Origin of the sequence: Serratia sp. SA088 (genome assembly GCF_049065515.1) — a bacterium.
Taxonomy (GTDB): Bacteria; Pseudomonadota; Gammaproteobacteria; order Enterobacterales; family Enterobacteriaceae; genus Serratia; species Serratia nematodiphila.
Map to the genome: position 1 here is coordinate 131,545 of NZ_JBAKGW010000006.1, position 21,718 is coordinate 153,262.

21 protein-coding genes are annotated in these 21,718 nt (G+C 61.0%); 5 read left to right on the top strand and 16 right to left on the bottom strand.

The window, feature by feature from the left end:
- Positions 1–22 precede the first annotated feature (22 nt).
- Entirely contained in the window at positions 23–1,231 is a 1,209-nt protein-coding gene (tyrP, locus tag ACOWVD_RS16435) for a tyrosine transporter TyrP (protein ID WP_015378562.1), read from the top strand.
- A gap of 61 nt (positions 1,232–1,292) precedes the next feature.
- Here the strand turns inward: tyrP and ACOWVD_RS16440 are convergent, their stop codons facing one another.
- Positions 1,293–1,832 (bottom strand): YfaZ family outer membrane protein, encoded by a 540-nt coding sequence (locus tag ACOWVD_RS16440; protein ID WP_004935943.1) that lies wholly within the window; start codon positions 1,830–1,832, stop codon positions 1,293–1,295.
- 338 nt (positions 1,833–2,170) lie between these two features.
- Between ACOWVD_RS16440 and katA the strand changes: the two genes are divergently transcribed.
- Positions 2,171–3,607 carry a catalase KatA gene (gene katA / locus ACOWVD_RS16445; protein ID WP_015378563.1) on the top strand — a complete coding sequence of 479 codons (1,437 nt, stop codon included), beginning with the start codon at positions 2,171–2,173 and terminating at the stop codon, positions 3,605–3,607.
- Between the two features lie 44 nt (positions 3,608–3,651).
- Here the strand turns inward: katA and menE are convergent, their stop codons facing one another.
- From menE to ACOWVD_RS16515, 14 genes are all read right to left on the bottom strand, one after another.
- On the bottom strand, positions 3,652–5,037 hold the full coding sequence (gene menE / locus ACOWVD_RS16450) for an o-succinylbenzoate--CoA ligase (protein WP_421105686.1): 1,386 nt from the start codon (positions 5,035–5,037) through the stop codon (positions 3,652–3,654).
- Positions 5,025–6,008 carry an o-succinylbenzoate synthase gene (gene menC / locus ACOWVD_RS16455; protein ID WP_421105687.1) on the bottom strand — a complete coding sequence of 328 codons (984 nt, stop codon included), beginning with the start codon at positions 6,006–6,008 and terminating at the stop codon, positions 5,025–5,027. Before menC ends, menE begins: the two co-directional genes overlap by 13 nt.
- Positions 6,008–6,865: a 1,4-dihydroxy-2-naphthoyl-CoA synthase gene (menB, locus tag ACOWVD_RS16460; RefSeq protein ID WP_033635308.1), complete on the bottom strand. Its 858-nt coding sequence runs from the start codon at positions 6,863–6,865 to the stop codon at positions 6,008–6,010. The genes menC and menB overlap by 1 nt, the downstream gene beginning before the upstream one ends.
- 11 nt (positions 6,866–6,876) lie before the next feature.
- Positions 6,877–7,647, bottom strand: coding sequence for a 2-succinyl-6-hydroxy-2,4-cyclohexadiene-1-carboxylate synthase (gene menH, locus ACOWVD_RS16465; protein ID WP_076740587.1), 771 nt, complete (start codon positions 7,645–7,647; stop codon positions 6,877–6,879).
- Positions 7,644–9,320 carry a 2-succinyl-5-enolpyruvyl-6-hydroxy-3-cyclohexene-1-carboxylic-acid synthase gene (gene menD / locus ACOWVD_RS16470; RefSeq protein ID WP_049241819.1) on the bottom strand — a complete coding sequence of 559 codons (1,677 nt, stop codon included), beginning with the start codon at positions 9,318–9,320 and terminating at the stop codon, positions 7,644–7,646. Before menD ends, menH begins: the two co-directional genes overlap by 4 nt.
- Before the next feature lie 380 nt (positions 9,321–9,700).
- Positions 9,701–10,012 (bottom strand): stress response protein ElaB, encoded by a 312-nt coding sequence (gene elaB / locus ACOWVD_RS16475; RefSeq protein ID WP_004935964.1) that lies wholly within the window; start codon positions 10,010–10,012, stop codon positions 9,701–9,703.
- Between the two features lie 81 nt (positions 10,013–10,093).
- Positions 10,094–11,125, bottom strand: coding sequence for an L-idonate 5-dehydrogenase (gene idnD / locus ACOWVD_RS16480; RefSeq protein ID WP_049189225.1), 1,032 nt, complete (start codon positions 11,123–11,125; stop codon positions 10,094–10,096).
- A gap of 22 nt (positions 11,126–11,147) precedes the next feature.
- Positions 11,148–11,912, bottom strand: a complete 765-nt coding sequence (gene idnO, locus ACOWVD_RS16485) for a gluconate 5-dehydrogenase (RefSeq protein ID WP_033632515.1) — start codon at positions 11,910–11,912, stop codon at positions 11,148–11,150.
- Positions 11,913–12,275: 363 nt separating this feature from the next.
- A complete protein-coding gene (locus tag ACOWVD_RS16490; protein WP_004935976.1) occupies positions 12,276–12,785 on the bottom strand; it encodes a DUF1097 domain-containing protein in 510 nt (169 codons plus the stop codon).
- A gap of 234 nt (positions 12,786–13,019) precedes the next feature.
- A complete protein-coding gene (locus tag ACOWVD_RS16495; RefSeq protein ID WP_004935980.1) occupies positions 13,020–14,264 on the bottom strand; it encodes an MFS transporter in 1,245 nt (414 codons plus the stop codon).
- A 137-nt stretch (positions 14,265–14,401) separates the two neighbouring features.
- Positions 14,402–14,938, bottom strand: a complete 537-nt coding sequence (locus tag ACOWVD_RS16500) for a DUF2938 family protein (RefSeq protein ID WP_033632512.1) — start codon at positions 14,936–14,938, stop codon at positions 14,402–14,404.
- Between the two features lie 19 nt (positions 14,939–14,957).
- Positions 14,958–15,821 carry a DMT family transporter gene (locus ACOWVD_RS16505; protein WP_049241827.1) on the bottom strand — a complete coding sequence of 288 codons (864 nt, stop codon included), beginning with the start codon at positions 15,819–15,821 and terminating at the stop codon, positions 14,958–14,960.
- Positions 15,822–15,864: 43 nt separating this feature from the next.
- Positions 15,865–16,290, bottom strand: coding sequence for a cupin domain-containing protein (locus ACOWVD_RS16510; RefSeq protein ID WP_004935988.1), 426 nt, complete (start codon positions 16,288–16,290; stop codon positions 15,865–15,867).
- Positions 16,291–16,372: 82 nt separating this feature from the next.
- Positions 16,373–18,202 carry a thiamine pyrophosphate-binding protein gene (locus ACOWVD_RS16515; protein ID WP_421105688.1) on the bottom strand — a complete coding sequence of 610 codons (1,830 nt, stop codon included), beginning with the start codon at positions 18,200–18,202 and terminating at the stop codon, positions 16,373–16,375.
- A gap of 347 nt (positions 18,203–18,549) precedes the next feature.
- Here ACOWVD_RS16515 and ACOWVD_RS16520 point away from each other — a divergent pair, with 347 nt between their 5' ends.
- From ACOWVD_RS16520 to ACOWVD_RS16530, 3 genes are all read left to right on the top strand, one after another.
- Positions 18,550–19,422 (top strand): LysR family transcriptional regulator, encoded by an 873-nt coding sequence (locus tag ACOWVD_RS16520; protein WP_004935995.1) that lies wholly within the window; start codon positions 18,550–18,552, stop codon positions 19,420–19,422.
- Between the two features lie 123 nt (positions 19,423–19,545).
- Entirely contained in the window at positions 19,546–19,806 is a 261-nt protein-coding gene (locus tag ACOWVD_RS16525; RefSeq protein ID WP_154871010.1) for a type II toxin-antitoxin system RelE family toxin, read from the top strand.
- A gap of 18 nt (positions 19,807–19,824) precedes the next feature.
- Complete coding sequence (locus ACOWVD_RS16530) at positions 19,825–20,190, top strand: helix-turn-helix domain-containing protein (RefSeq protein WP_049241835.1); 366 nt, start codon at positions 19,825–19,827, stop codon at positions 20,188–20,190.
- Between the two features lie 68 nt (positions 20,191–20,258).
- Here the strand turns inward: ACOWVD_RS16530 and nuoN are convergent, their stop codons facing one another.
- Positions 20,259–21,716 (bottom strand): NADH-quinone oxidoreductase subunit NuoN, encoded by a 1,458-nt coding sequence (nuoN, locus tag ACOWVD_RS16535; protein ID WP_004936000.1) that lies wholly within the window; start codon positions 21,714–21,716, stop codon positions 20,259–20,261.
- Positions 21,717–21,718 lie beyond the last annotated feature (2 nt).

Below are 21,718 nucleotides of genomic sequence, written 5' to 3' on the forward strand. Positions count from 1 at the left end.
TTTCGGCTGGTAGAGAAAAAACGTGAAGAATCGCACTCTTGGCAGTGTTTTTATCGTGGCGGGCACCACCATTGGCGCCGGGATGCTGGCGATGCCGCTGGCGGCGGCCGGCGTCGGCTTCGGCGTCACGCTGGCCTTACTGGTCGGGCTGTGGCTGTTGATGTGTTACACCGCGCTGCTGCTGGTAGAGGTTTACCAGCATGAGCAGGCGGATACCGGTCTGGGTACCCTCGCCAAACGTTATCTCGGCGGCGGCGGCCAGTGGCTGACCAGCTTCAGCATGATGTTCCTGATGTACGCCCTCACCGCCGCCTACATTAGCGGCGCCGGCGAACTGCTCGCCACCAGCATCAGCCAATGGACATCGCAGGACTTCCCGGTGTCGCTCGGCGTTCTGTTGTTCACCCTGGTGGCCGGCGGCGTGGTGTGCATCGGCACCCACTCGGTCGACTTGTTCAACCGTATCCTGTTCAGCGCCAAAGTGGTATTTCTGGTGGTGATGCTCGGCCTGATGTTGCCGAATATCCACCAAACCAACCTGATGACGTTGCCGCTGGAGCAAGGCCTGGCGCTGTCGGCTATTCCGGTGATCTTCACCTCCTTCGGCTTCCACGGCAGCGTGCCGAGCATCGTCAACTACATGGGCGGCAACATTCGCAAACTGCGCTGGGTGTTTATCATCGGCAGCGCCATCCCGCTGATGGCCTATATCTTCTGGCAGCTGGCGACGCTGGGCAGCATCAGCTCCGACACCTTCGTCGGCATTCTGGCGCAGCAGGCCGGGCTGAACGGCCTGTTGCAGGCGGTGCGCGACGCGGTGGCTTCGCCGCACGTTGAACTGGCGGTGCACCTGTTCGCCGATCTGGCGCTGGCGACCTCGTTCCTCGGCGTGGCGCTCGGGCTGTTCGATTTCCTGGCCGACCTGTTCAAGCGGCAAGATAACGTGCGCGGCCGCCTGCAAACCGGCGCCATCACCTTCCTGCCGCCGCTGGCCTTCGCGCTGTTCTACCCGCGCGGTTTCGTGCTGGCGCTGGGATTCGCCGCCATCGCCCTGTCGGTACTGGCGCTGCTGCTGCCTTCGCTGCTGGTGTGGAAAACCCGCCAAAAGCATCAGGCGCAGTATCGCGTCTGGGGCGGCACCCCTGCGCTGGCGCTGGTGTTTGTCTGTGGGGTAACGGTGATCGCCATCCAACTGGGCATCGCCAGCGGCATGCTGCCGGCGGTCGGGTAAGCGACGAAAGACAAGAAATGATAAAGAGAAAGGGGCCGCAATGGCCCCTTTTTGCTGAGCGTCAGAAGCTCAGCCCTACGCCGACATAAGGGCCATCGGCCAGGGTGTTGTCGCGACGCCCGTCTTTGCCTTCCATCTGCATGTAACGGTAGCCCACGTCCACGCTCAGCGGACGGAACTTCCAGCGCAGGCCGCCGCTGGCTTCGTTATAGGCCTTCACGCCGCTGGTGAAAGACTCAGGGGCAAAGTAACCTTCGCCGTGCAGGCTGAAGTAACGGTTAATCTCCCACTCCAGGCCGCCGCCCAGCGCCACCGCCCCGCCGCTCTTCCCGTCTTTCGGGCTGAGGTACAGCGCTTTGGCGCCCACGGTCGCCGTCAACGGCCCCAGCGGCACGCCGAAGTTCAACCCCACGCTGCCGACGTTGCCGTCGTGGTCGCTGCGCGCCCAGTTGCCGGTCAGGCCCAGACCTGAAGAGCCGGTGCTCATGCCAACGCCCAGGTTGGTGTAGTGCTGCCCGGCTTCGCCCGACACGCTGATGGCGTTCGCCGCGCCGGTCACCAACAGCAATCCTGCCGCGCACGCGACCCAAGTCTTTTTCATCATCTTTCCCTCTGGTTTGTCATCCGTATCGAATGTTCGAATCAACGCATAATAATAACGTCACGAGTCTATACCAAAGCGCAATGCGTATTTAAGGGATAAAAGCGAAAAAATTCTTCAATAATCAAATAAATGTAAATATTTGCAAACAATAATCTATATTCGTCAAGGCGATGCCAACGATAACCGAGACCTATTTGCCGTCGCTCGGCAATAGGGCTACAACTAGTAGTGGCTTTGACCAAGGTCAGGGGAAGAAGCCCCGCCAAAGGACTATGCTGATGAACGCTTAAACCGCCCGAGTCTTTACTTAAATGCACTACGATAAGGAGCAAGTGATGAGCAAGAAAGGACTGACCACCGCAGCCGGCGCCCCGGTTGTCGATAACAATAACGTGATCACCGCAGGCAAACGCGGCCCGATGCTGTTGCAGGACGTGTGGTTCCTGGAAAAACTGGCCCACTTCGACCGTGAAGTCATCCCCGAGCGCCGCATGCATGCCAAGGGATCCGGCGCCTACGGTACCTTTACCGTCACCCACGACATCACCCGCTACACCCGCGCCAAGATCTTCTCCGAAATCGGTAAGCAGACCGACATGTTTATCCGCTTCTCCACCGTCGCCGGTGAACGCGGCGCCGCCGACGCCGAACGCGACATTCGCGGCTTCGCCATGAAGTTCTATACCGAAGAAGGCAACTGGGATCTGGTGGGTAACGATACGCCGGTGTTCTATCTGCGCGATCCGCTGAAATTCCCCGATCTCAACCACGTGGTGAAACGCGATCCGCATACCAACCTGCGCAACCCGGTCTACAAGTGGGACTTCTTCTCCCACCTGCCGGAATCACTGCACCAGTTGACCATCGACTTCAGCGATCGCGGTATTCCGAAGTCCTACCGCCACATGCACGGCTTCGGCAGCCACACCTTCAGCTTTATCAATGCCGCCAACGAACGTTTCTGGGTGAAATTCCACTTCCGCTGCGAACAAGGCATTGAAAACCTGATGGATGAAGAGGCAGAAGCGATCATCGCCAAGGATCGCGAAAGCTCACAGCGCGATCTATTCGAGGCGATCAAACGCGGCGACTTCCCGCGCTGGAAGCTGCAAATTCAGATCATGCCGGAACACGAGGCCTCGCAGACGCCCTATAACCCATTCGATCTGACCAAGGTGTGGCCGCACGGCGACTACCCGCTGATCGACGTCGGTTATTTCGAGCTGAACCGCAATCCCGACAACTACTTCTCCGAGGTCGAGCAGGTGGCGATGAACCCCGCCAACGTGGTGCCGGGCATCAGTTTCTCGCCGGATAAAATGCTGCAGGGCCGTCTGTTCTCCTATGGCGATGCGCACCGCTACCGTCTGGGCGTCAACCACCACCAGATCCCGGTGAACGGCGCCAAATGCCCATTCCACAACTACCATCGCGACGGCGCGATGCGCGTGGACGGCAACAGCGGCAATGGCGCCACCTACGAACCAAACAGCTTCGGCCTGTTCCAGGAGCAGCCGGACTTCAGCGAACCACCGCTGAGCATTGAGGGCGCGGCCGACCACTGGAACCATCGTGAAGACGACGATTACTACAGCCAGCCGCGCGCGCTGTTCAACCTGCTGAGCGCCGAAGAGCACCAGCGCATGTTCACCCGCATCGCCGGCGAACTGTCGCAGGTGCCGGAACAGATCCAGCGCCGTCAGGTCGAGCTGTTCACCAAGGTGCACCCGGACTACGGCGCCGGCGTCGCCAAGGCGTTGGGGCTGAAATAACCCCCCTGCAGCCATCCACTCAGCCGCCCTTTCAGGCGGCTTTTTTATGCCTGGGAGAAACGCTGCGCCACCCACTGCTGCAATTGGCGGCGCGAAATCTTGATGCCGCCGTTTTTCAGCTCGTCAGGCAGCGGAAGCAATGCCGTCGGGCGTTGGAAATTGGCCAGCTTATCCTGCGACCAGGCGAGCAGCGCCCCCAACGACAGCGCCGGATCGCCGTCGATCACCGCCACCGGCCGCTGGCCGAACTCAGCGTCCGCCATCGGCACCACAAACGCCTGCGTGATCTGCGGGTGCGCCGCCAGCACACGTTCGATATCCTCGGGCTGCACCCCTTCGCCGCCGCTGAAAAACAGGTTGTCCAGCCGGCCGAGAATGCGCAGTTCCCCCTCCGCCATCACGCCGCGATCGCGGGTCGCGAACCAGCCCTGCTCATCGGCCAACGGCTGCAGATGCCCATGACGCCAGTAGCCGAGCGCCAGGCTGTCGGCGCGGATCCAGACCTCTTCGTCCACCAGTTTTACTTCGCGGCCGCCGAGCGGCAGGCCGACGCCTGGCCGCGCATCGGCGCGCTTGGCGCACACCGTGGAGGCCAGTTCGGTCAGCCCGTAGCCGCACCAGCAGCGGATCCCCGCCGCCTCCGCCCGTTCGGTCAGCTCCACCGGGATCATCGCGCCGCCGAGCAGCACCGCTTTCAACGTCATGCCCGTCAGCGGTTGCGCCAACAGCCGCCAGAGCTGCGTCGGCACCAGCGAAGCATGCGTGCATCCTGCCAATGCCTCCGCCAGCGGGTGCGTCTCGCGCACCGCCAGCCGCGCGCCCGCCGCCAACCAGCGCCAGACGATGCCCTGGCCGGAGACGTGAAACAGCGGCAGTGACAGCAGCCAGCAATCCTCGCGTTGAAAATCCATCAGCTGCAACACCCCGGCGGCGCTGGCCAGATGATTGGCGTAGCTGTGCGCCGCCGCCTTCGGCATGCCGCTGGAACCGGAGGTCAACGTCAGCGTCGCCAGACGCTGCGCCTCCCACGTCGGCAGGTCTGGCCAACGCGGCTCGGTCGAGGGCGGGGTCAATCGAATCACCTCTTCCGGCAGCGCCGGCAACGAGTCCGGGCCGAAGACAAAGGTCATATCCAATTCCGGCAACAGCTGCGCCAGCAGCGGCGTCGGCAAGGCGGGATTGAGCGGCAACAGGCGTGCGCCGCACTGCAGCAGCGCCAGATAGGCCAACAGCAACGGATAGCTGTTTTTACCGCACAGCGCCACACCGCAGCCCGGTTCTACGCCCTGGTGCTGAAAATCCGCCGCCAGTTCATCCACCTGGCTTTGCAACGCCAGCCAGCTCAGCGGTTGTTCGCCGAGCAACAGCGCCGTCGCCTGCGGCTGAGTGCGCGCCCAGTGTCGCCACGGCCAATCGTTCAACGGCGCCATAGGCACTCCAGCGCCGAGACATCCAGCAGCGGCAACGCGCTGCCCGGCCACGGGCGCAGCACCTGCGCCTGCATCAACCCCAGCGTGTCCAGCCCCGGCATGGTGTCCGGCGTCAGCCAATGGGCGATGCGCGCCAGCTGGGTCAACCCCAGGCTGGATTCGAGGCTGGAACTGATCACCGCCGTCAGGCCCGCCGCGTGCGCCTGCGCCACCAGCGTCTGGCAACGCGCCAGGCTGCCGACCAGCGTCGGCTTGATCACGATGGCCGCCACACCCGGCTCGGCTTGCACCACAAAGTCCGCCTCCCGCACGCTCTCATCCCAGGCGATGGCGATACCGGTCGCCCGGGCGAAGTCGCGCGATTCATCACGGGTCTTGCAGGGCTCTTCCAGGAAGGCGATGCGATCGCGCCACGCTGGGTTAACGTACCTGGCGAAGCCGTCGGCCTTGGCGCGGGTCCAGCTGCGGTTGGCGTCCAGCCGCAGCCGCAGATCCGGCAGCGCCTCCAGCAGCACGTTGACGATCATGCCGTCGCGCACCGCCTCATACAGTCCTACTTTCACCTTGGCGACTTTCTCGCCCGGCAAAGCGCTCAATGTCTCGAACAGCTCGTCCGGATCGCCAGTACACAGCGGCGCCTTGCGGAAATCCGCCTGCGTCGGCAAACGCTGCTCCAGCTCGGCCTGCGCACAGCTGAGCCCAAAGGCCACCGAGGGCAGCTCGCTGTCATCCGGTTCGTTGCCCGCCAGCCACGCCTGCAGCCAGTCCAATGCGGCTCGTTCGGCCTGCGCCGGCGTTTCCCGGCTGAACTCCGGCAGCGGCGCGATCTCGCCCCAGCCTTCACGATCGCCCTGACACAGCTGCACCACCCATCCGTCACGCGTTTTCAACCGCTGATTGCGCAGCACCACGCCCGCCTCCATCGGCAGGCTGTAACGGTATAGCGCCGCGCTGCGGTTTGCCCCGCTCATTACGGGTTACGCTTGAATTTGCTGAAATCCGGCTGGCGCTTCTCGTTGAACGCGTTGCGCCCTTCCTGCCCTTCGTCGGTCATGTAGAACAGCATGGTGGCGTTGCCCGCCAGCTCCTGCAAACCGGCCTGGCCGTCGCAGTCGGCATTCAGCGCCGCCTTCAGGCAGCGCAGCGCCATCGGGCTGTTCTGCAGCATTTCGCGGCACCAGCGCACCGTCTCTTTTTCCAGATCGGCCAGCGGCACCACGGTATTGACCAGCCCCATGTCCAGCGCGGCGGCGGCGTCATACTGGCGGCACAGGAACCAGATTTCGCGCGCCTTCTTCTGACCGACGATGCGCGCCATGTAAGACGCCCCCCAGCCGCCGTCGAACGAGCCCACTTTCGGGCCGGTCTGGCCGAAGATGGCGTTATCCGCCGCGATGGTCAGATCGCACATCATGTGCAACACGTGGCCGCCGCCGATCGAATAGCCGGCCACCATCGCCACCACCGGTTTCGGGCAGGTGCGGATCTGGCGCTGGAAGTCCAGCACGTTGAGGTGGTGTACGCCGCTGTCGTCGCGATAGCCGCCGTAGTCGCCGCGCACTTTCTGATCGCCGCCGGAGCAGAAGGCCTTATCGCCGGCGCCGGTGAGAATAATGACGCCGATGCCGTCGTCGTAACGGGCGTTGGCCAGCGCGTCGATCATCTCTTTGACCGTTTGCGGGCGAAACGCATTGCGCACCTGCGGCCGGTTGATGGTGATTTTGGCGATGCCGTCGGCGGACTTGTGATACAGAATGTCTTCGAAATCGCCGGTGCAATCCTGCCAGGCGATGGCGGCATACAGCTGTTCTTCATTCGGATAAAGCATGTTCGGTTCCTTTAACCAGGGTTAACGAGAAAGGTCTGCAGCTCGGCGACGAACTCCTGCGGATTGGCCAGATGCGCGTTGTGGCCGGCCTGCGGCACGATGCGCAACGGCAACCCGGCGTCGCGCGCCAGCCGTTGAAATTTGGGGTCGTTCTCACCGCACAGCACCCGCAGCGGCACGGTCAGTTGGCGCAGCTGCGGCGCCAGATAGGGCTGTCGCCCGAGCGATGTGGCTTCGAGCATGTCGGCGATCGCCGGGCCGCTGTTGACCGAGCGCGCGGCGATCAGCGCCTGGCGGTGCACGTGGCTAAGCTCTTTGAACACCGGTTGCTGATACCAGTCCGCCAGGACTTCGGCAATCGGCTCACTGCGAAAACGCGCCGCCCATCGCGCATCCTGCTCGCAACGGTCACGGCGCAGTTGTTCGTCCTCAAGCCCCGGATTGCCGCCCTCGACCAGCACGCCTTGCAGACCGTCGTGGCGTCCGTGGCAAGCGTGATACATGGCGATGCGCCCGCCAAGCGAGTAGCCCACCAGCCAATAACGCTCGATATTGCGCAGTTGCAGGGTCGCGGCGATTTGCGCGCTGATGTCGTCGAAGCCGCGGCAGCTCACCGCCACGGAATCGCCGTGGCCGGGCAGATCTATGGCCAACGACGGCCATTCCGGGCAGCGCGCGGCGATCACCCGCCATTCATTGTTGTTGCCGAGCAGGCCATGCAACCATATCAGCCAGGGGCGGCCCGCTTCGCCCTGTTGCAAAATTCGCGTCGCCAGCATCATTGCACCGCCATCTGTTGCACCAGGTATTGCAGGCTTTCGGCCCCTGCGCTCGGCGGCACCTGCAGCTCTATCAACGTGGCGCCGCCGCGCCGCCAGCCTTGCTCAACCGCCTGTTGCAACTGGCTCCAGTTTTCCGGCCGCGCATAGTCAAGCTGGAACATCGCCGCCGCGTGGCTGAACTCAACGTTCTGCGGCATGCAGTAAAAGCGCTGACGCTCCTCTTCCGGCGTCGGCAGCAGCGAGAAAATTTGGCCGCCGTTGTTATTGACGATGATCAGCACCGTCGGCGCCGAACAGTGGCGCAGCAGCGCCAGCGCATTGAGGTCATACAGGGCGGAAAGGTCGCCCACCACCGCCAACGTCGGCCTGGCGGTGGCGCGCTGTACGCCGGCGGCGGTGGAAATCAGACCGTCGATGCCGCTGGCGCCGCGGTTGCTGAATACCGGGTAAGCGGCAGGCAGCATCGTTAACGCGTCGATCAGTCGCACCACCAGGCTGTTGCCGAGAAACAGCTGGCCGTTCTCCGGCAGCAGTTCCGGCAGGCGGTGCGCCAGCTGCGCTTCGCCAAAGTTATCGTGCAGATGCGTGGACGCCGCCGTCAACGCTTTATCCGCCAGCGCTGCCAGCCCGGCGGCCCACGGCGCGCGCGGTTGCGCGGGATGCTGCGCCAACCACTGCGCCACGCCGGCGCGCAGGCGCCGCCCCCGGTGTTGGGCCGGATCGAGCCGCCCCGGCAGCTCGTCGATAATCCAATATTCTTCCGGCTGACACTGCGCCTGCCATTGCAGCAGGCGTTTGCCGGTCAGGCTGCCGCCGAACTGCACCACCAGCTGCGCATCTTGCAGTACGCGCTGCGCCTGCGGATGCGCGAGCCACAAATCGGCGCAGGGCAGCGGTTGCCCGGTCTGCGACAGCACATCGCCGATCAGCGGCCAGCCCAGCGTTTCGGCCCAGTCGGCCACCTGCGCGCCCTCTTCCGCACTCATGCGCCCGGCCAGCACCACGCCGCGCTTTTGCCGCCAGGAGAACCAGTCCGGCTGCGGCGACGGCGCCGCACGCGTCTCGCTTTCCTGCAGCCACGGACGATCGCTCTGCCACCAGTCGCCCAGCGCGGCGGACCAATCGGCATAGTGACGCTCATCGCCGCCGTACAGCGGTTCGGCGAACGGGCAGTTGATATGCAAAGCGCCATGCTGCAGGCGCGCCATTGCGCTGTCGACGCTGGAGGCCAGCCACGCGGCCGGAATATCCGGCGTCGGACGCGGCAGATCGATCGCCAACGTCGGGTGGCTGCTGTAGAGACCGTTTTGACGGATCGCCTGATTGGCGCCGCAGTCGATCAGTTCCGGCGGCCGATCGGCGGTGAGAAACACCAGCCGTTCACCGGTCAGGCCGGCTTCGATCAACGCGGGATAAAGGTTCGCCGCCGCGGTGCCGGACGTAACGATCACCGCCACCGGCTCACGCGCCGCCTTCGCCAGCCCGAGCGCCAAATGGCCGAGCCCGCGCTCATCAAAATGGGTATGGCAGATAAACGATCGGTTGGCCGCGGCGGCCAGCGTCAGCGGCGTGGAGCGCGATCCCGGAGCGATACAAACATGCCGCACCCCATGGCGGGCCAGCGCCTCGAGCAGCACAGCCGCCCACCGGCGATTAAAAACACTTGTCGACATAGTTCGCTCACAAGTCAGTTAGCAGAGATCGTCCCCGGCGCAGCCGACGGACGCCGCGCCTGTAGTTACGTTCTGTATTATATGAGGTGTTATTTTCACGGCTTTTGCGCCAGCGCAAGAACGCCGTATATCCCTGGGTGTTTACACCAGATAATTGTTTGATTTAGAACAAAAAACAAACAATTAAAACACAAACACTTTACACTTGCGACGACACCGGCTCAATCCGTCCATACAAAAACAAGGGAGATAAAGGCGCTCCAACGGCGGCCAGCGGGAAGTATAGGCGGGATAAGGGAAAGCGATCGGGGAAACGGCGGGATGAACGACACAGTCTGCAGAAAAGCACGAGGCGGCCTGCGCCGCCCCGATGACATGATTTATTTGCGGGCCAGCAGCAGCCCCAGCACCAGCCCGACGGTGGCACCGATGCCTACGCTGTGCCAGGGTTTATCCCGCACGTAGTCGTCGGTGCGGTGCACCGCTTCTTTGGCGCGCGCATAGTAGGATTCGCCGGTGTTCGCCCAGCGCGCCTTGACCTCACTCAGCGCCTGCTCGGCGTGCGACTTGATGTCAATGTAGGCCTGATCCGCGCGATCGCCGGTGTATTGCAACACTTCTTCCAGCGTCTCGGTCAGCATTCTCAGATCGTCATCCAGCGTAGTTTGCTCAGCATCCGAATGTCTTGCCATAGTGAGATCTCCGTGGTTGAAAAATTAAGCGTTCCTACACTATAGACAAGGATCGTCGCCTGCGGCCATCGGACTTTTACCCTAAAACACCAATTGCACCTTGGCGGCCTGGCGCTTGTCGCCGGCAAACTCCAGCGCCTGCGCCAGTTGGTCCCCGGCGAATTCCGCCGACAACAGCGGCAGCGGATCGACCACATCGCCGGCCAGCCAGGCCACCGCCAGCGCAAATTCCGCCACGAAGCGAAACGATCCGAGCAGGTTCAACTCTTTGGCGATCAACAACATCAGCGGGAAATCAGGGAAACCGCCGCCCATGCCTACCTGCACCACGGTGCCTTTGGCGCGGGTGATCTCCAGACAGCGCTGCAGCGACAGCGGGTGCCCCGCCACTTCGAAGGCGACATCGAAATAGCCCTTGTCCTGCTGATAGTCGCTAAAATCGTCGTCCGCGGCATGCAGGCACCGATTGGCCCCCATTTGGCTGGCGATCGCCAGGCAGCGCGGACTGAGATCGGCGCAGACAATCTCGGCGGCGCCCAGCGCTTTCAGCGCCGCCACCAGCAGACAGCCGATCGGGCCGACGCCGGACACGAAGATCTTTTTCCCCGCCACATCGCCGGGCTGCTTCGCCGCGTGGACAGCCACCGCCAGCGGTTCGGCGAACACCATCACCCTGTCGTCGCGATCGGCGGCGTAAGGAATGCACTGCGCGCTATCCACCACTTTGTATTGGGTAAAAGCGCCGTCGACGTGCGGAAAATACATCGCGCTGCCGAAAAAGCGCATCTCGACGCATTGATTGCTTTGCTGCTCCAGACAGTATTTGCACTGCCCGCAGGGTTTGCTGGGATTGAGCGCCACCTTCTGCCCGGCCGGCAACTGCGGCGAATCGCTGGCGACCACCTCACCGATCACCTCATGGCCCAGCACCATCGGCTGACGCACCTGAAAATTGCCGACCTTGCCTTCCTGGAAGTAATGCAGATCCGAGCCGCAGATGCCGCCGCGGCTGATTTTCACCAGCGTTCCCTGCCCTCGATAATCCACTTCTTGCGCGATCACCGCCACGTCTCGCTTGCCTTTGACCACGCAGGACTGAGTTTGAATTTTCATCGCAAGACTCCACGGAAAAAGATTACACCGCCGCCGACATGCCGCCATCGACAAACAGCAGTTGCCCGTTGACGAAGGCGGAGGCGTCGGCGGCCAGGAACACCGCCGCGCCGATCAGCTCCTGCGGATCGCCCCAGCGCGCGGCGGGCGTGCGTTGGGTCAGCCAGGCGGTGAAGGCCGGATCGTCGGCCAGCGCCTGCGTCATCTCGGTTTTGAAGTAGCCGGGGGCAATGCCGTTGACCTGAATGTTGTAGCGCGCCAGCTCCACGCACATGCCGCGCGTGAGCATTTTCACCGCCCCTTTGGACGCCGCATAAGGGGTGATGGTGTCGCGGCCCAGCTCACTTTGCATCGAGCCGATGTTGACTATCTTGCCGCGCCGGCGCGGCACCATGTAACGCGCCACGGTCTGCGACACGATGAAGACCGCCTTCTGGTTGACGGCAATGATGTCGTCCCAGTCTTGCTCCGGAAACTCGGTGAACGGGTGGCGGCGCTGGATGCCGGCGTTGTTGATCAAAACGTCTATCGCGCCGATGTCCGCTTCGATACGGTCGATGGCGGCATGCACCGCCTGGGAATCGGTGACATCGAACGCCGCCGCCTCGGCGCGCAGCCCCTCTTCGCGCAAACGTTCGGCGGCGTGCCGGGCATGTTCTTCGGTGGTGGCGTTGACCAGAATATGCGCGCCTTGCTGCGCCAGGCCGCGTGCCAGCAGAAAACCGATGCCGCGCGAGGCGCCGGTGATCAAGACGGTCTTGTTATCCAGTGAAAACAGATTGTTCATAGTGATTCCCGGCCATCAGGCCTCCAATCGGACAGGCTTCTATCTCAGCCGATTGTTACCGGTAAAAACGTGATGGAAATCACTGAAAATCATGTTACGAAACCCTGTTACCCTTAACGTGATCTCACGCAGGCAGCCAGCGGGTAAAACTTATCTATCCGATTGAAAAAAGGCTGTTTTCAATAGAAGCACATTCATTGTTATCACCAAATCGATGGGTTAACATGCCGCTATCCCCCTTGCCGCGCCGCCCGTGAAGGCCACCGAATGAAACACCTCCGCGTTACGCGACAGGACATCGCACAATGGGCCGGCGTAACCCAAATGCCGGGTAACCAAACGCTGGTGGTGAACTGCCGTCTCTCACTCGGCGGCACCGTTTGAGCCGGCATTCGGGCCAATCGGCGGCGTAGCACGGGCTTTTTCGCTGCGCGCCGCCCACCACAGACCGCTGTTTTTCATCGCATAGCCGAATAGCAGGCCCACCAGCAGGGAAAGCGTCACCAGCGGCCAATCGCCGCCGCCGGCGAAGGTCGCACAGGCGCCGATAAAGGTGCCGGGCACGAACCCCAGCCACTGCTGTTTGGCCTGAATGCACATCAGGAACGCCACGACGCCGGTCAGCAGATACCCCAGCAGATTCCACTGCGGCGCCAGTTCGCTGCCGTGGATGATCGCCATTGCCCAGAAGACGCCGCTGCAGCAGGTCAACGCGCCGATCAACAGCCCTTTCAGCCCGCCCTGCGGGCAGGCGAAATACGCCGTGCAGCCGAGAAAACCGGCCCAACCGATCAGCCCCAGGCTGACGGCAACCCAGCCCCAAACGCCGGAGAGGATCCCGGTAGTAACGGCAATGGCGAAAAGAACGTTCATAAAGTGACCCGCGGCAAAAATAAAGCGCGCAGTTTACCCGAAGCGAGCGATTTTTTCGTGATTAAAATCACAATAAAAATGCAAACAAGGAAATGGAAATATAAAAAAAGCAATGTTTATCACAAAAAAAGCCAGCGTGACGAGCACGCTGGAATAACACAACACCAGGGAAATCACGATCTCAAATGAAATGCCTACATGCGACGCCTGTCGCCCCCCTCCCGAACGCCGGTTTCAGCGTGGGAAGCCCGCACGCGTTACCATGACGCTCAACATCAAACAAATCACGGCGCTGCTCAGGAATAACAAGTGGGTCGCCAAATGCAAATCGGCGTGGTCGATCACAACGCCCAACAGGATCGGCACCCAGTTAGCGATATACGCGATCACGTAGAACAGGGAGATCAAACGCGCATGGCTGGCTTTCGGTGAAATCAGATTCACCAGCGTGGCGCTGCCGACGAAGATCGCGCCATAGGCGTAACCGGCGATCACCATGCCTGCGGCGGCCAGCGCCAGCGAATGGATCTGAATCGCCACGGCGAACACCCCGACCGACAAAGCCTGAGCCAGGCAGCCGAACATCAGCGAATGGCGGGCGTTGATGCGACGACTCAAAATCTGGCTGATGCCGGCAATCACCAGATAGACGGCGACCACATAGCCAAAGACGCCACGGCTCTGCATATCCAACAGTTTTTCGGCGACGCTCGGCCCTATCGCCAGAATGCTGGCGGCAACCGCCCAACAAATGAACAACGCCCCGGCGCACAGGAAGAATTTACCGCCGGTCGCGCGCAGGCCATCCGCCAGAGAGCTTTTCGCCACCGGCGCGTTATCCGCCGCTGCGCTATCGGCCTGCGCCGCCACCGCCTCTCGCGGCCAGCGCAGCATCACGCCCAGTGCGGCGACGGCGGCAATGGCCATGATGATGATGAACGGCAATGACGTGGTATGAAAACCGGTTTGCAGTGCGACGCCGCTAAAGATCGGGCCCAGGGCCAATCCGGTGGTAAAGGACAGCGTCGCGATCAACGCCGCATTTTTTCCGCCGTCCTGCGGCCCGAAACGCACCAACGCGATATTCGCCGCACCGGTCAGGGCGCCGGTGCCGACGCCGGCCAGCAGCCGTGCCATAAACATCATGAAGAACGACGACGCCACCGAAAACAGCAGCGCGCCAAGCAACACCACCAACAGCGCCGGCACGATCATGCTGCGCAGGTCTTTTACTTTCCCCGCCATATTGCCTACGCCGAACAGCGAAATCAGCACGCCCGCGGCATAAGCGCCGTAGATGATCGTCAGGCTGACCGAGCTCAACGCCAGCTCATGTTGATAAAGCGGATAAAGCGGCGTCGGCGCGCTGCTGTTCAACAGCGCTGACATCAATGCCAACGCCAGAAACAGCAAGATAGCGAAATGCGATGTACCCGCCTTCGCTTTAGCCGTTTCTTCAACGGCGATACTTTCTGACATGTTCAACTCCCGAATCGATCAGGCATTCGCCCTAAATAAATGCGTCTTCCCGCATGCCACGCGGCTTCAGGAAGCGCGCTTATCATAGCGTTGGGCTATCACGCCCAAAATAGCCAAGAATGCATCATCGTGATTCATTAATGCAGCATCGCAGCGTCAGGCATGCATTTCTGCAGCATGCGACGCCGCCAAGCGATGGCGCAACCGCCCAATGCCACGCCATACACTGCATGGTTGGCCAGGCTGGCGATCAGCAAAGCCGGATTTTTGCCGGCCATTCCCCAAAACCCCAACCCCACCGAGGGATAAATAAAGCACAGCGAGATCAGCGAACAGGCCAGGCCATACGTCAGCGCCCCGACGAACAGGCCGCCCCCCGACTTAACGCGCGGGCAGATCAGGCAATAGAACGGGATCGCCAGGCTAATGCCGGCAAAATAGTGCGCGCCGTAGCCCATCATCAGAGCCTCTGGCACATCGGGAATGTCGCCAGGCCGCAAAAACCAAAATTGCCCCTGCAGCCATTGATTCATCAGTTTGCCGATGAAGGCCAGGTTGAGCTTGCCGATGAGACCGACGCTGGAGGCGACACTGTTCACCCCATCCATCGTCAGCGTCGCCACTATGCCAAACAAGACCGCCATCGCCATGACGCCAACCGGACGCATGTTCATTGTTTCGTTCCTTATCACGTTATGCCACCGCCGCCTGCTCGGACTTGGCCGAAGCACGCTTGCGCACCGCCAACGCGCCGGACAACACGATCAGCGCCATACCGGCGGCGGCGATATAAGACAGCCGCTCGCCAAATATCAGATAGCCAAGCAGCGTAGAGAAAATAATGGTGCTGTAAGAGAGAATGCTGACAATCACCGCATTGCCGCCCCCGTAGGCGCGAGTCATGGCGATCTGCCCCAGACTGCCGAAGACGCCAATGGCGCAGACGCACAGCAGCATTGCGCCGTCCAGCAAGGAAAAGCCCAGCAACGCAGTCATCAGGCCGCCAACCAGCGTTCCCACCAGCGAGAAATAGAACACCACGCGCAGTTCCGGCTCACCGCGCCGCACCAGCTTGCCGACGTTAAAGTAAGCCAGCGCGGTCAACAGACCGGCCGCCAGCCCGACCAGCGTGGCAACGTACTCCCCGTTGGGGGCGTCGGGGCGCAGCAAGACCAAAATGCCGGCAAAGCCCAACAGCACGGAAAACAACAGCCGACCGGTCAGCTGCCCTCGGGTCGTGATGAACGCGATCGCCGACTGAAAGAGGGGGTTGGTATAACCCAACGTGGTGGCGGTGGCGATCGGCAGATGTATCAGCGAATAAAAACCGCAGTACATCGCCGCATTGCCTATCGCCGCCCGCTTCATATGCAATCCGAGATGACGGGTGCGAAAACCGAGACGCTGGATCTTGATCAGCGCCGCGACGATCAGCACATTGATGAGAGAACGATAAAAAATGATGTCGAAAAATCCGACCGTCGTCGACGCCAACTTGATGCAAGCACCCATCAGCGCAAAGAATCCGCTGGCGACGACCATCCACAAAGCTACCATGATCTTCTCTTATTAACGGCCTTTGGACAGGGCCGTATCAACACTACCCGGCGGCTTTCACCGTCAACGGTTTATCGTCCGCGCAAGCGAAGAACACCAGCATTTCGGCGCCTTGCTCGCCGGAAACGCCCTGATGCACGATATCCACGGTATCGGTAAACGAATCCCCCTGCCGGAACGTGCGGCGTTCACCGGTTTTCCTGACGGTGAGCGAAACGCTGCCGCCGCTCATGTACACTGCGCTGATACAAGGATGCGTATGCCAGGCCAGTACCTTGTTCGGCTCTACCGTCACCTTCAGCATGGTGATCTGCGGCGCGCCTGCGGGATACTGACGATATGCCGAGCCCTCCCATGCGCTGTCGGTCTTGAGCAACGTCGTTTTGACGATGCCTTCGCCATGCCCCTCGGCAGCCTGAACCGGCCCCTGAAATACTGCCAACAATGCCAAAATGCCCCACTTAACCATCTTATCGCTCCCTGACTGCCGCGAGTAAAAATGCCAGGCGCCGCGCGCGGTGAACCTGGCGAGTTGAAAAAACAGCGTTGTGCTACAGTCCTTTGATGCGCTGCTCGTATTCTGCGATGCTCTCGGCGTAGTAGCGGTTAGGCGCCGCAAAGTTGCCCACCATCACTTCGATGAGGTACGGCCCCGGATGTTTCGCTGCGGCGCCGAGGGCCTCGTCCAGATCCTCCAGCGTCTCCGCCTTCGCGGAGGCGACCCCCAGGCTGTTGGCAAACGCTTTCCAGTCATGGTTGGGCAAGGCGGTATAGTCGGCGGAAATGCCGCGATTTTGCAGCGTGTCGATGTGCATGGCGCCGTGCGCGCTGTTGTTCATCACCACGAACACCACCTTCACGCCATAACGCGCGGCGGTCTGAATTTCGATGCCGTGCATCAGCATGCAACCGTCGCCGGTCACCACGAGGCAATCCCGCTGCGGTACCGCCAGCTTGATGCCGATGCCCGCGCAAATGGCCCACCCCATCGGCGCCAGGGAGCTGGAGGTGTGATAATCCCCCCGCCCGGCCGCCAGCCAGTGATGCGCCATGAAAATGCGGTGTGCGCCCGAATCGACCACGACGTTGGTATCCGGATTCATGCGGCTGCGAATGTGTTTAATCGCATCGCCGGGATACAGCCGGCTTTCGCCCTGGGCGATGCGCGCCTGCAACGTCGGCTGCGGCTGTTCCAGCGGCAGTGCGCGAACCCCTTCCAACCAGGCGTCACGCAGGTGAGCCGCGTCGCCAAGCCGCGCGTCCTCATCGCCAACCGCGGCCAACAAACAGTGCAACGTACCGCTCAGGCTGGAAAATATCTGCAGATCCGGCTGGTAATGCGAGCTCACTTTGTCGAAGTCTTCGTCGATCGCCACCAGCGTTTTATTGCCGTGCAGTCTCGGGTTCCAGTTCAGACTGTCGCGCTGGCTGAGATCGCAGCCCAGCACCAGCAGCACGTCGACGCCTTCACCGTTGAGGGTTTCTACCGCGCGGGCATGGCCGGCAAAACCGTAGACCCCTAATGCCAGGGCGTGCCCTTCGGGAAACGCGCCCTTGCCGGACAACGTCGTGGCGACAGGCAAGCGGTATTTTTCCGCTACCCGCAACAACAGCGCGGCATCCTGCGGATTGTTCATCCGGTTGCCCACCAGGCAGGCGACGTTGAGACCGCGCAGCAGATAATCATGCAGCAGCTGTTCCACCGCTTGCACATCCACGGCCGCTTCACGGTGCTGCGGCACTCGCTCAGGCTGGTCGCGACGATCGCCGAACGCGGTTTTCTTCTGCATGTCGACCGGCACGCTCAGATAGGCGCGCCCTTTCCGCTGTGGGTTCAGGCTGGAGAGGCTGCGGCGCAGCTCATGCTGCAAGGTCAGGTTGTTTTTCGTTTCTATCGCGGCGCAAAGCAACGGTTTGACGATGGTCAGCTCATCGATGCCGCTGTTGCTGCCGTCCTGAAAAGCGCCCTGCGCCTCATGATAGGTGGCGATGCTGCCGGCCAGGTACAGCACGGGGATCTTATCGGCTTGCGCGGCGGCCATCGCCGGCAGGAAATTCATGGTGCCGGGACCTGAAATGCCCAAACAGACGCCAAACTTTCGGCTGGCGCGGGCATAGCCATCGGCCATAAATCCGCATGCGGTTTCATGGGCACCGACGATGCCGACAATCTCGGAACGGTCAATAGAAGTGATTAACGGATAAACCAGTTTGCCGGGGACCAAAAAGATATGTTGAATGCCGCGCGCTGCAAGGCCTTGAATAATGACATCGGCGTTGTTGCGTTCCATCTTCTCGGCGCCTGGCGCCACGGTAACTCTGACTCCGTCCTCCGTCGCCAACGCAACGGGGGGGCACAGCATCTCTGCGTGAGACTCCATTTTTTTATATCCAGTCATATCATCGTGAGCTAACTTGATTCAGAGTCGATCCCACTTGGCGGTCGCCCAGAAATAACGGGAACCGGCTCTTATTCGTATTGCTTATGCATTAGGGTGGCCTTGGTGTAAAATGTGCGTCGGGTCGCAGCATAAGCGCCGATAAGAATAAGCATTACCAGACAAAAATAAAGGTGCAAAACCGCTTCACGGTGATGCATTTATACATATCCTGAAACATTATAAATAATGATGATACGAAGCATTTTTTTCGGTCTCCACACCAGAATAAACACCGCATCACACCGCTTCCTTCCCCCTCCCGCCAGTCTGTACAGAGGAGGAGTGCAATGAACTGGGACGACGCTCGATTTTTTCTCGCCGTTGCGCGCTGCGGCACGCTACGCAAAGCCGCCAGCCAGCTGCATGTCGATCAGGCGACCGTCGGCCGACGGCTCTCCGCTTTCGAAGATGCGCTCGGCTCCAAGCTGTTTATCCGCACGCCGAAATCCTTCGCCCTCAGCCCGCTGGGGGAGGAAATGCTGGCGGACGTGATGAAGATGGAAAATGCGGTGCAGGCGATCAACCGTAAAGCCGCCAGCGGTGACGAAAGCCTGTGCGGCAACGTGCGCATCGCCACCACCGATACCCTGGCCGAAGCCTTCGTGATGCCTGCGCTGCAAGATCTGCGGGAACGCTATCCGGCCATCACCGTCACGCTGCTGACGGCGGTCAACATCGCCGATATTTCTTACCACGGCGCAGATCTGGCGATCCGCGGCGCCCGTCCCGATGACGATGAGCTGATCATCAAACGGTTAGCCACCATCGAAATGGGCCTGTATGCCACTCAGCACTATTTGGCGCGGCGCGGCATGCCGGTCAAGGGCGAACAGTTGCGCGGCCACGATCTGCTGATGTTCCCGCGCGAGCTGGTGCCGCGCCACTGGAACAATTTCTGCGGCGAGGCCCTGCACGAGCCCAACGTCGTGCTGCAATGCAATTCGCAGCTGCTGCTGCGTTCCGCCACCCGCAGCGGGCTGGGCATCGGCCTGCTCTCCGCTTTTTTGGCGGACAAAGACCCGGAACTGGTGCGTCTGTTCCCGGAGAACAAAGACTGGGTGGATATCTGGCTGGTGCTGCATCCCGATTTGCAACGCGCCGCCCGCGTGCGCGCGGTGGTACAGGCGCTGGAAACGTCGTTTAGCGCCCATTACGGCTGAGTGCCGGCGCATGAAAAAGTAGCGCTAAGCATCACGCCTCTTTCTTCGGCAAGGTTGAAGCAATAAGATATAAAGCTTATTATCTAATCATCGCACAGGACGTGCGTTCGGCCCGAGGGAACCATGGCAAAGATTAGCTGGTCACGCAAAGCACTTAAACAATTGATGACGCTGCCTGCTCAGAATCGGTTGGCCATTGCGGCAAAGGTTGAACAATTAGGCGCTTTCCCGGCGGTCCGACTGGACATTAAAAAACTGCACGATGCTGATAACCAGTACCGCCTGCGCGTAGGAAACTACCGCATCATTTTTGAGATCGTCGATGAAGAACCTATTGTGTGTCTGATTCAGCAGGTAAAACGCAGAACATCGACAACTTATTGAAAGTCAGAGGTATGCCGAATGGCGAAGCTGCAGTATATCCATGATGACTCAGGCAAACCGCTTTATGTGGTTTTACCGCTTGATGAATACAAAAAGCTGGTGAGCCAGCGAAATGACGACGAGTCTATTCCCTATCGCGCCGATGAGCATGATGATGAAACCGTACCTCATGAAGTCGTTTCCATCATGCTGAATCAAGACGTCAGCTTGATTGCCGCCTGGCGGATTTTCCGTGGCCTCTCACAATACGATGTGGCGGAGAAATTGGGCACAACACAATCTGCCGTTTCCCAATGGGAAGCGCCGCACTCAAAACCACAAAAGAAAACCCGGGAAAAGCTGGCTGCACTCTATCGCTGCCAACCCGCACAAATGACCTTGTAATCCCAATCTCTTTTCCCCGCCCATAAAAAAAGGTCGCCAAAGCGACCTTTTTACCGTCTGAAGCGTTATCAGAACGTCGGCTGCGCCATCTGCACCAGCGAAATCAACGGCTGCGGATAAACCCCCAACAGCAGCACCAGCGCGGCGGAGATCAGCACCACGACGCCACCGGCGGTCAACGCCCAGTTGTTCGGGGTATCACGCTGCAGCGATTCCGGCGCGCTGAGGAACAGGCTGACGGTCACGCGCAGGTAGTAGTACAGACCGATGGCGCTGCCTACCACGACTGCGCCGGTCAGCCACCACAGGTGTGCGCTGACGCCCATCGCGATCACGAAGAACTTACCGATAAAGCCCAGCGTCATCGGGATACCTGCCAGCGACAGCATCATCACCGTCATCACCGCGGACAAGATTGGCTTGTGCCAGAACAGACCACGGTAAGAGAACAGCGAATCCGCATCCGGGCCGCGGTACGGGCTGGACATCAGGCTGACTACGCCGAAGGCGCCCAGGCTGCTGAACAGGTAACCGGCCAGGTAAACGCCGGCGGTTTCCAGCGACAGCTGGTGGGTTTGCACCGCAATCAGCGCCACCAGCAGGTAGCCCAGGTGAGCGATGGATGAGTAGCCCAGCAGACGCTTGATGTTGGTCTGGCTGATGGCCATCAGGTTACCGAACAAGATGGAGCAGAACGCGATGATCGACAGCACCATGCGCAGCGCTTCGTTGTCGGCGGCCGGGGCATACAGGAACAGACGCATCACGACCGCGAAGATCGCGATCTTGCTGGCGGTCGCCAGGAAGGTCGAGACCGGCGCAGGCGCGCCCTGATACACGTCCGGCGTCCACAGTTGGAACGGCACCAGCGACAGCTTGAAGCCCAGACCGACGATCATCATGCCCATGCCGGCCAGGATCAGCGGCTGGTGCATCATGTTTTCCTGCAGGCTCTTGCCGAGGCCGGCCAGCGACAGATCGCCGGATTCAGCATACAGCAGCGCCATGCCGAACAGCAGGAATGACGACGCGGCGGCGGACAGCAGCATGTACTTGATGGCGGCTTCCAGCGGGCGCTTCTGGCGATAGGCGTAGCCCACCAGGCCGAACAGCGGCAGCGAGATCAGCTCGATACCGATGAACAGCGAAGCCAGATGGTTGGCGCTCGCCAGCAGGATGCCGCCCAGGGCGGCGATCAGCACCAGCAGGTAGAACTCTTCGCGGTTATCCGGATAGCCGACCAGCCACGGATAGGCGAAGGTGCAGGTCGCCAGACTCGCCAGCAGCACCAGCCCGGTGTAGAACATCGAGTAGCCGTCAACCCGCAGCAGCGGGGTGACGTCCATTGGGCCTGCCTGGCCGACAAAGTACAGCGAAAGCAGCGCCAGGTTGAGACCGATCACGGTCAGGGTGGCGTTGATAAAGTGGTCGCGTCGCCACGCAATGCCTAGCATCACAACCACCACCGTCAATCCGACGATCAACAGCGGCAGCAGTGCGATCAGTTGTTGAGGAGTTATTGTCATGG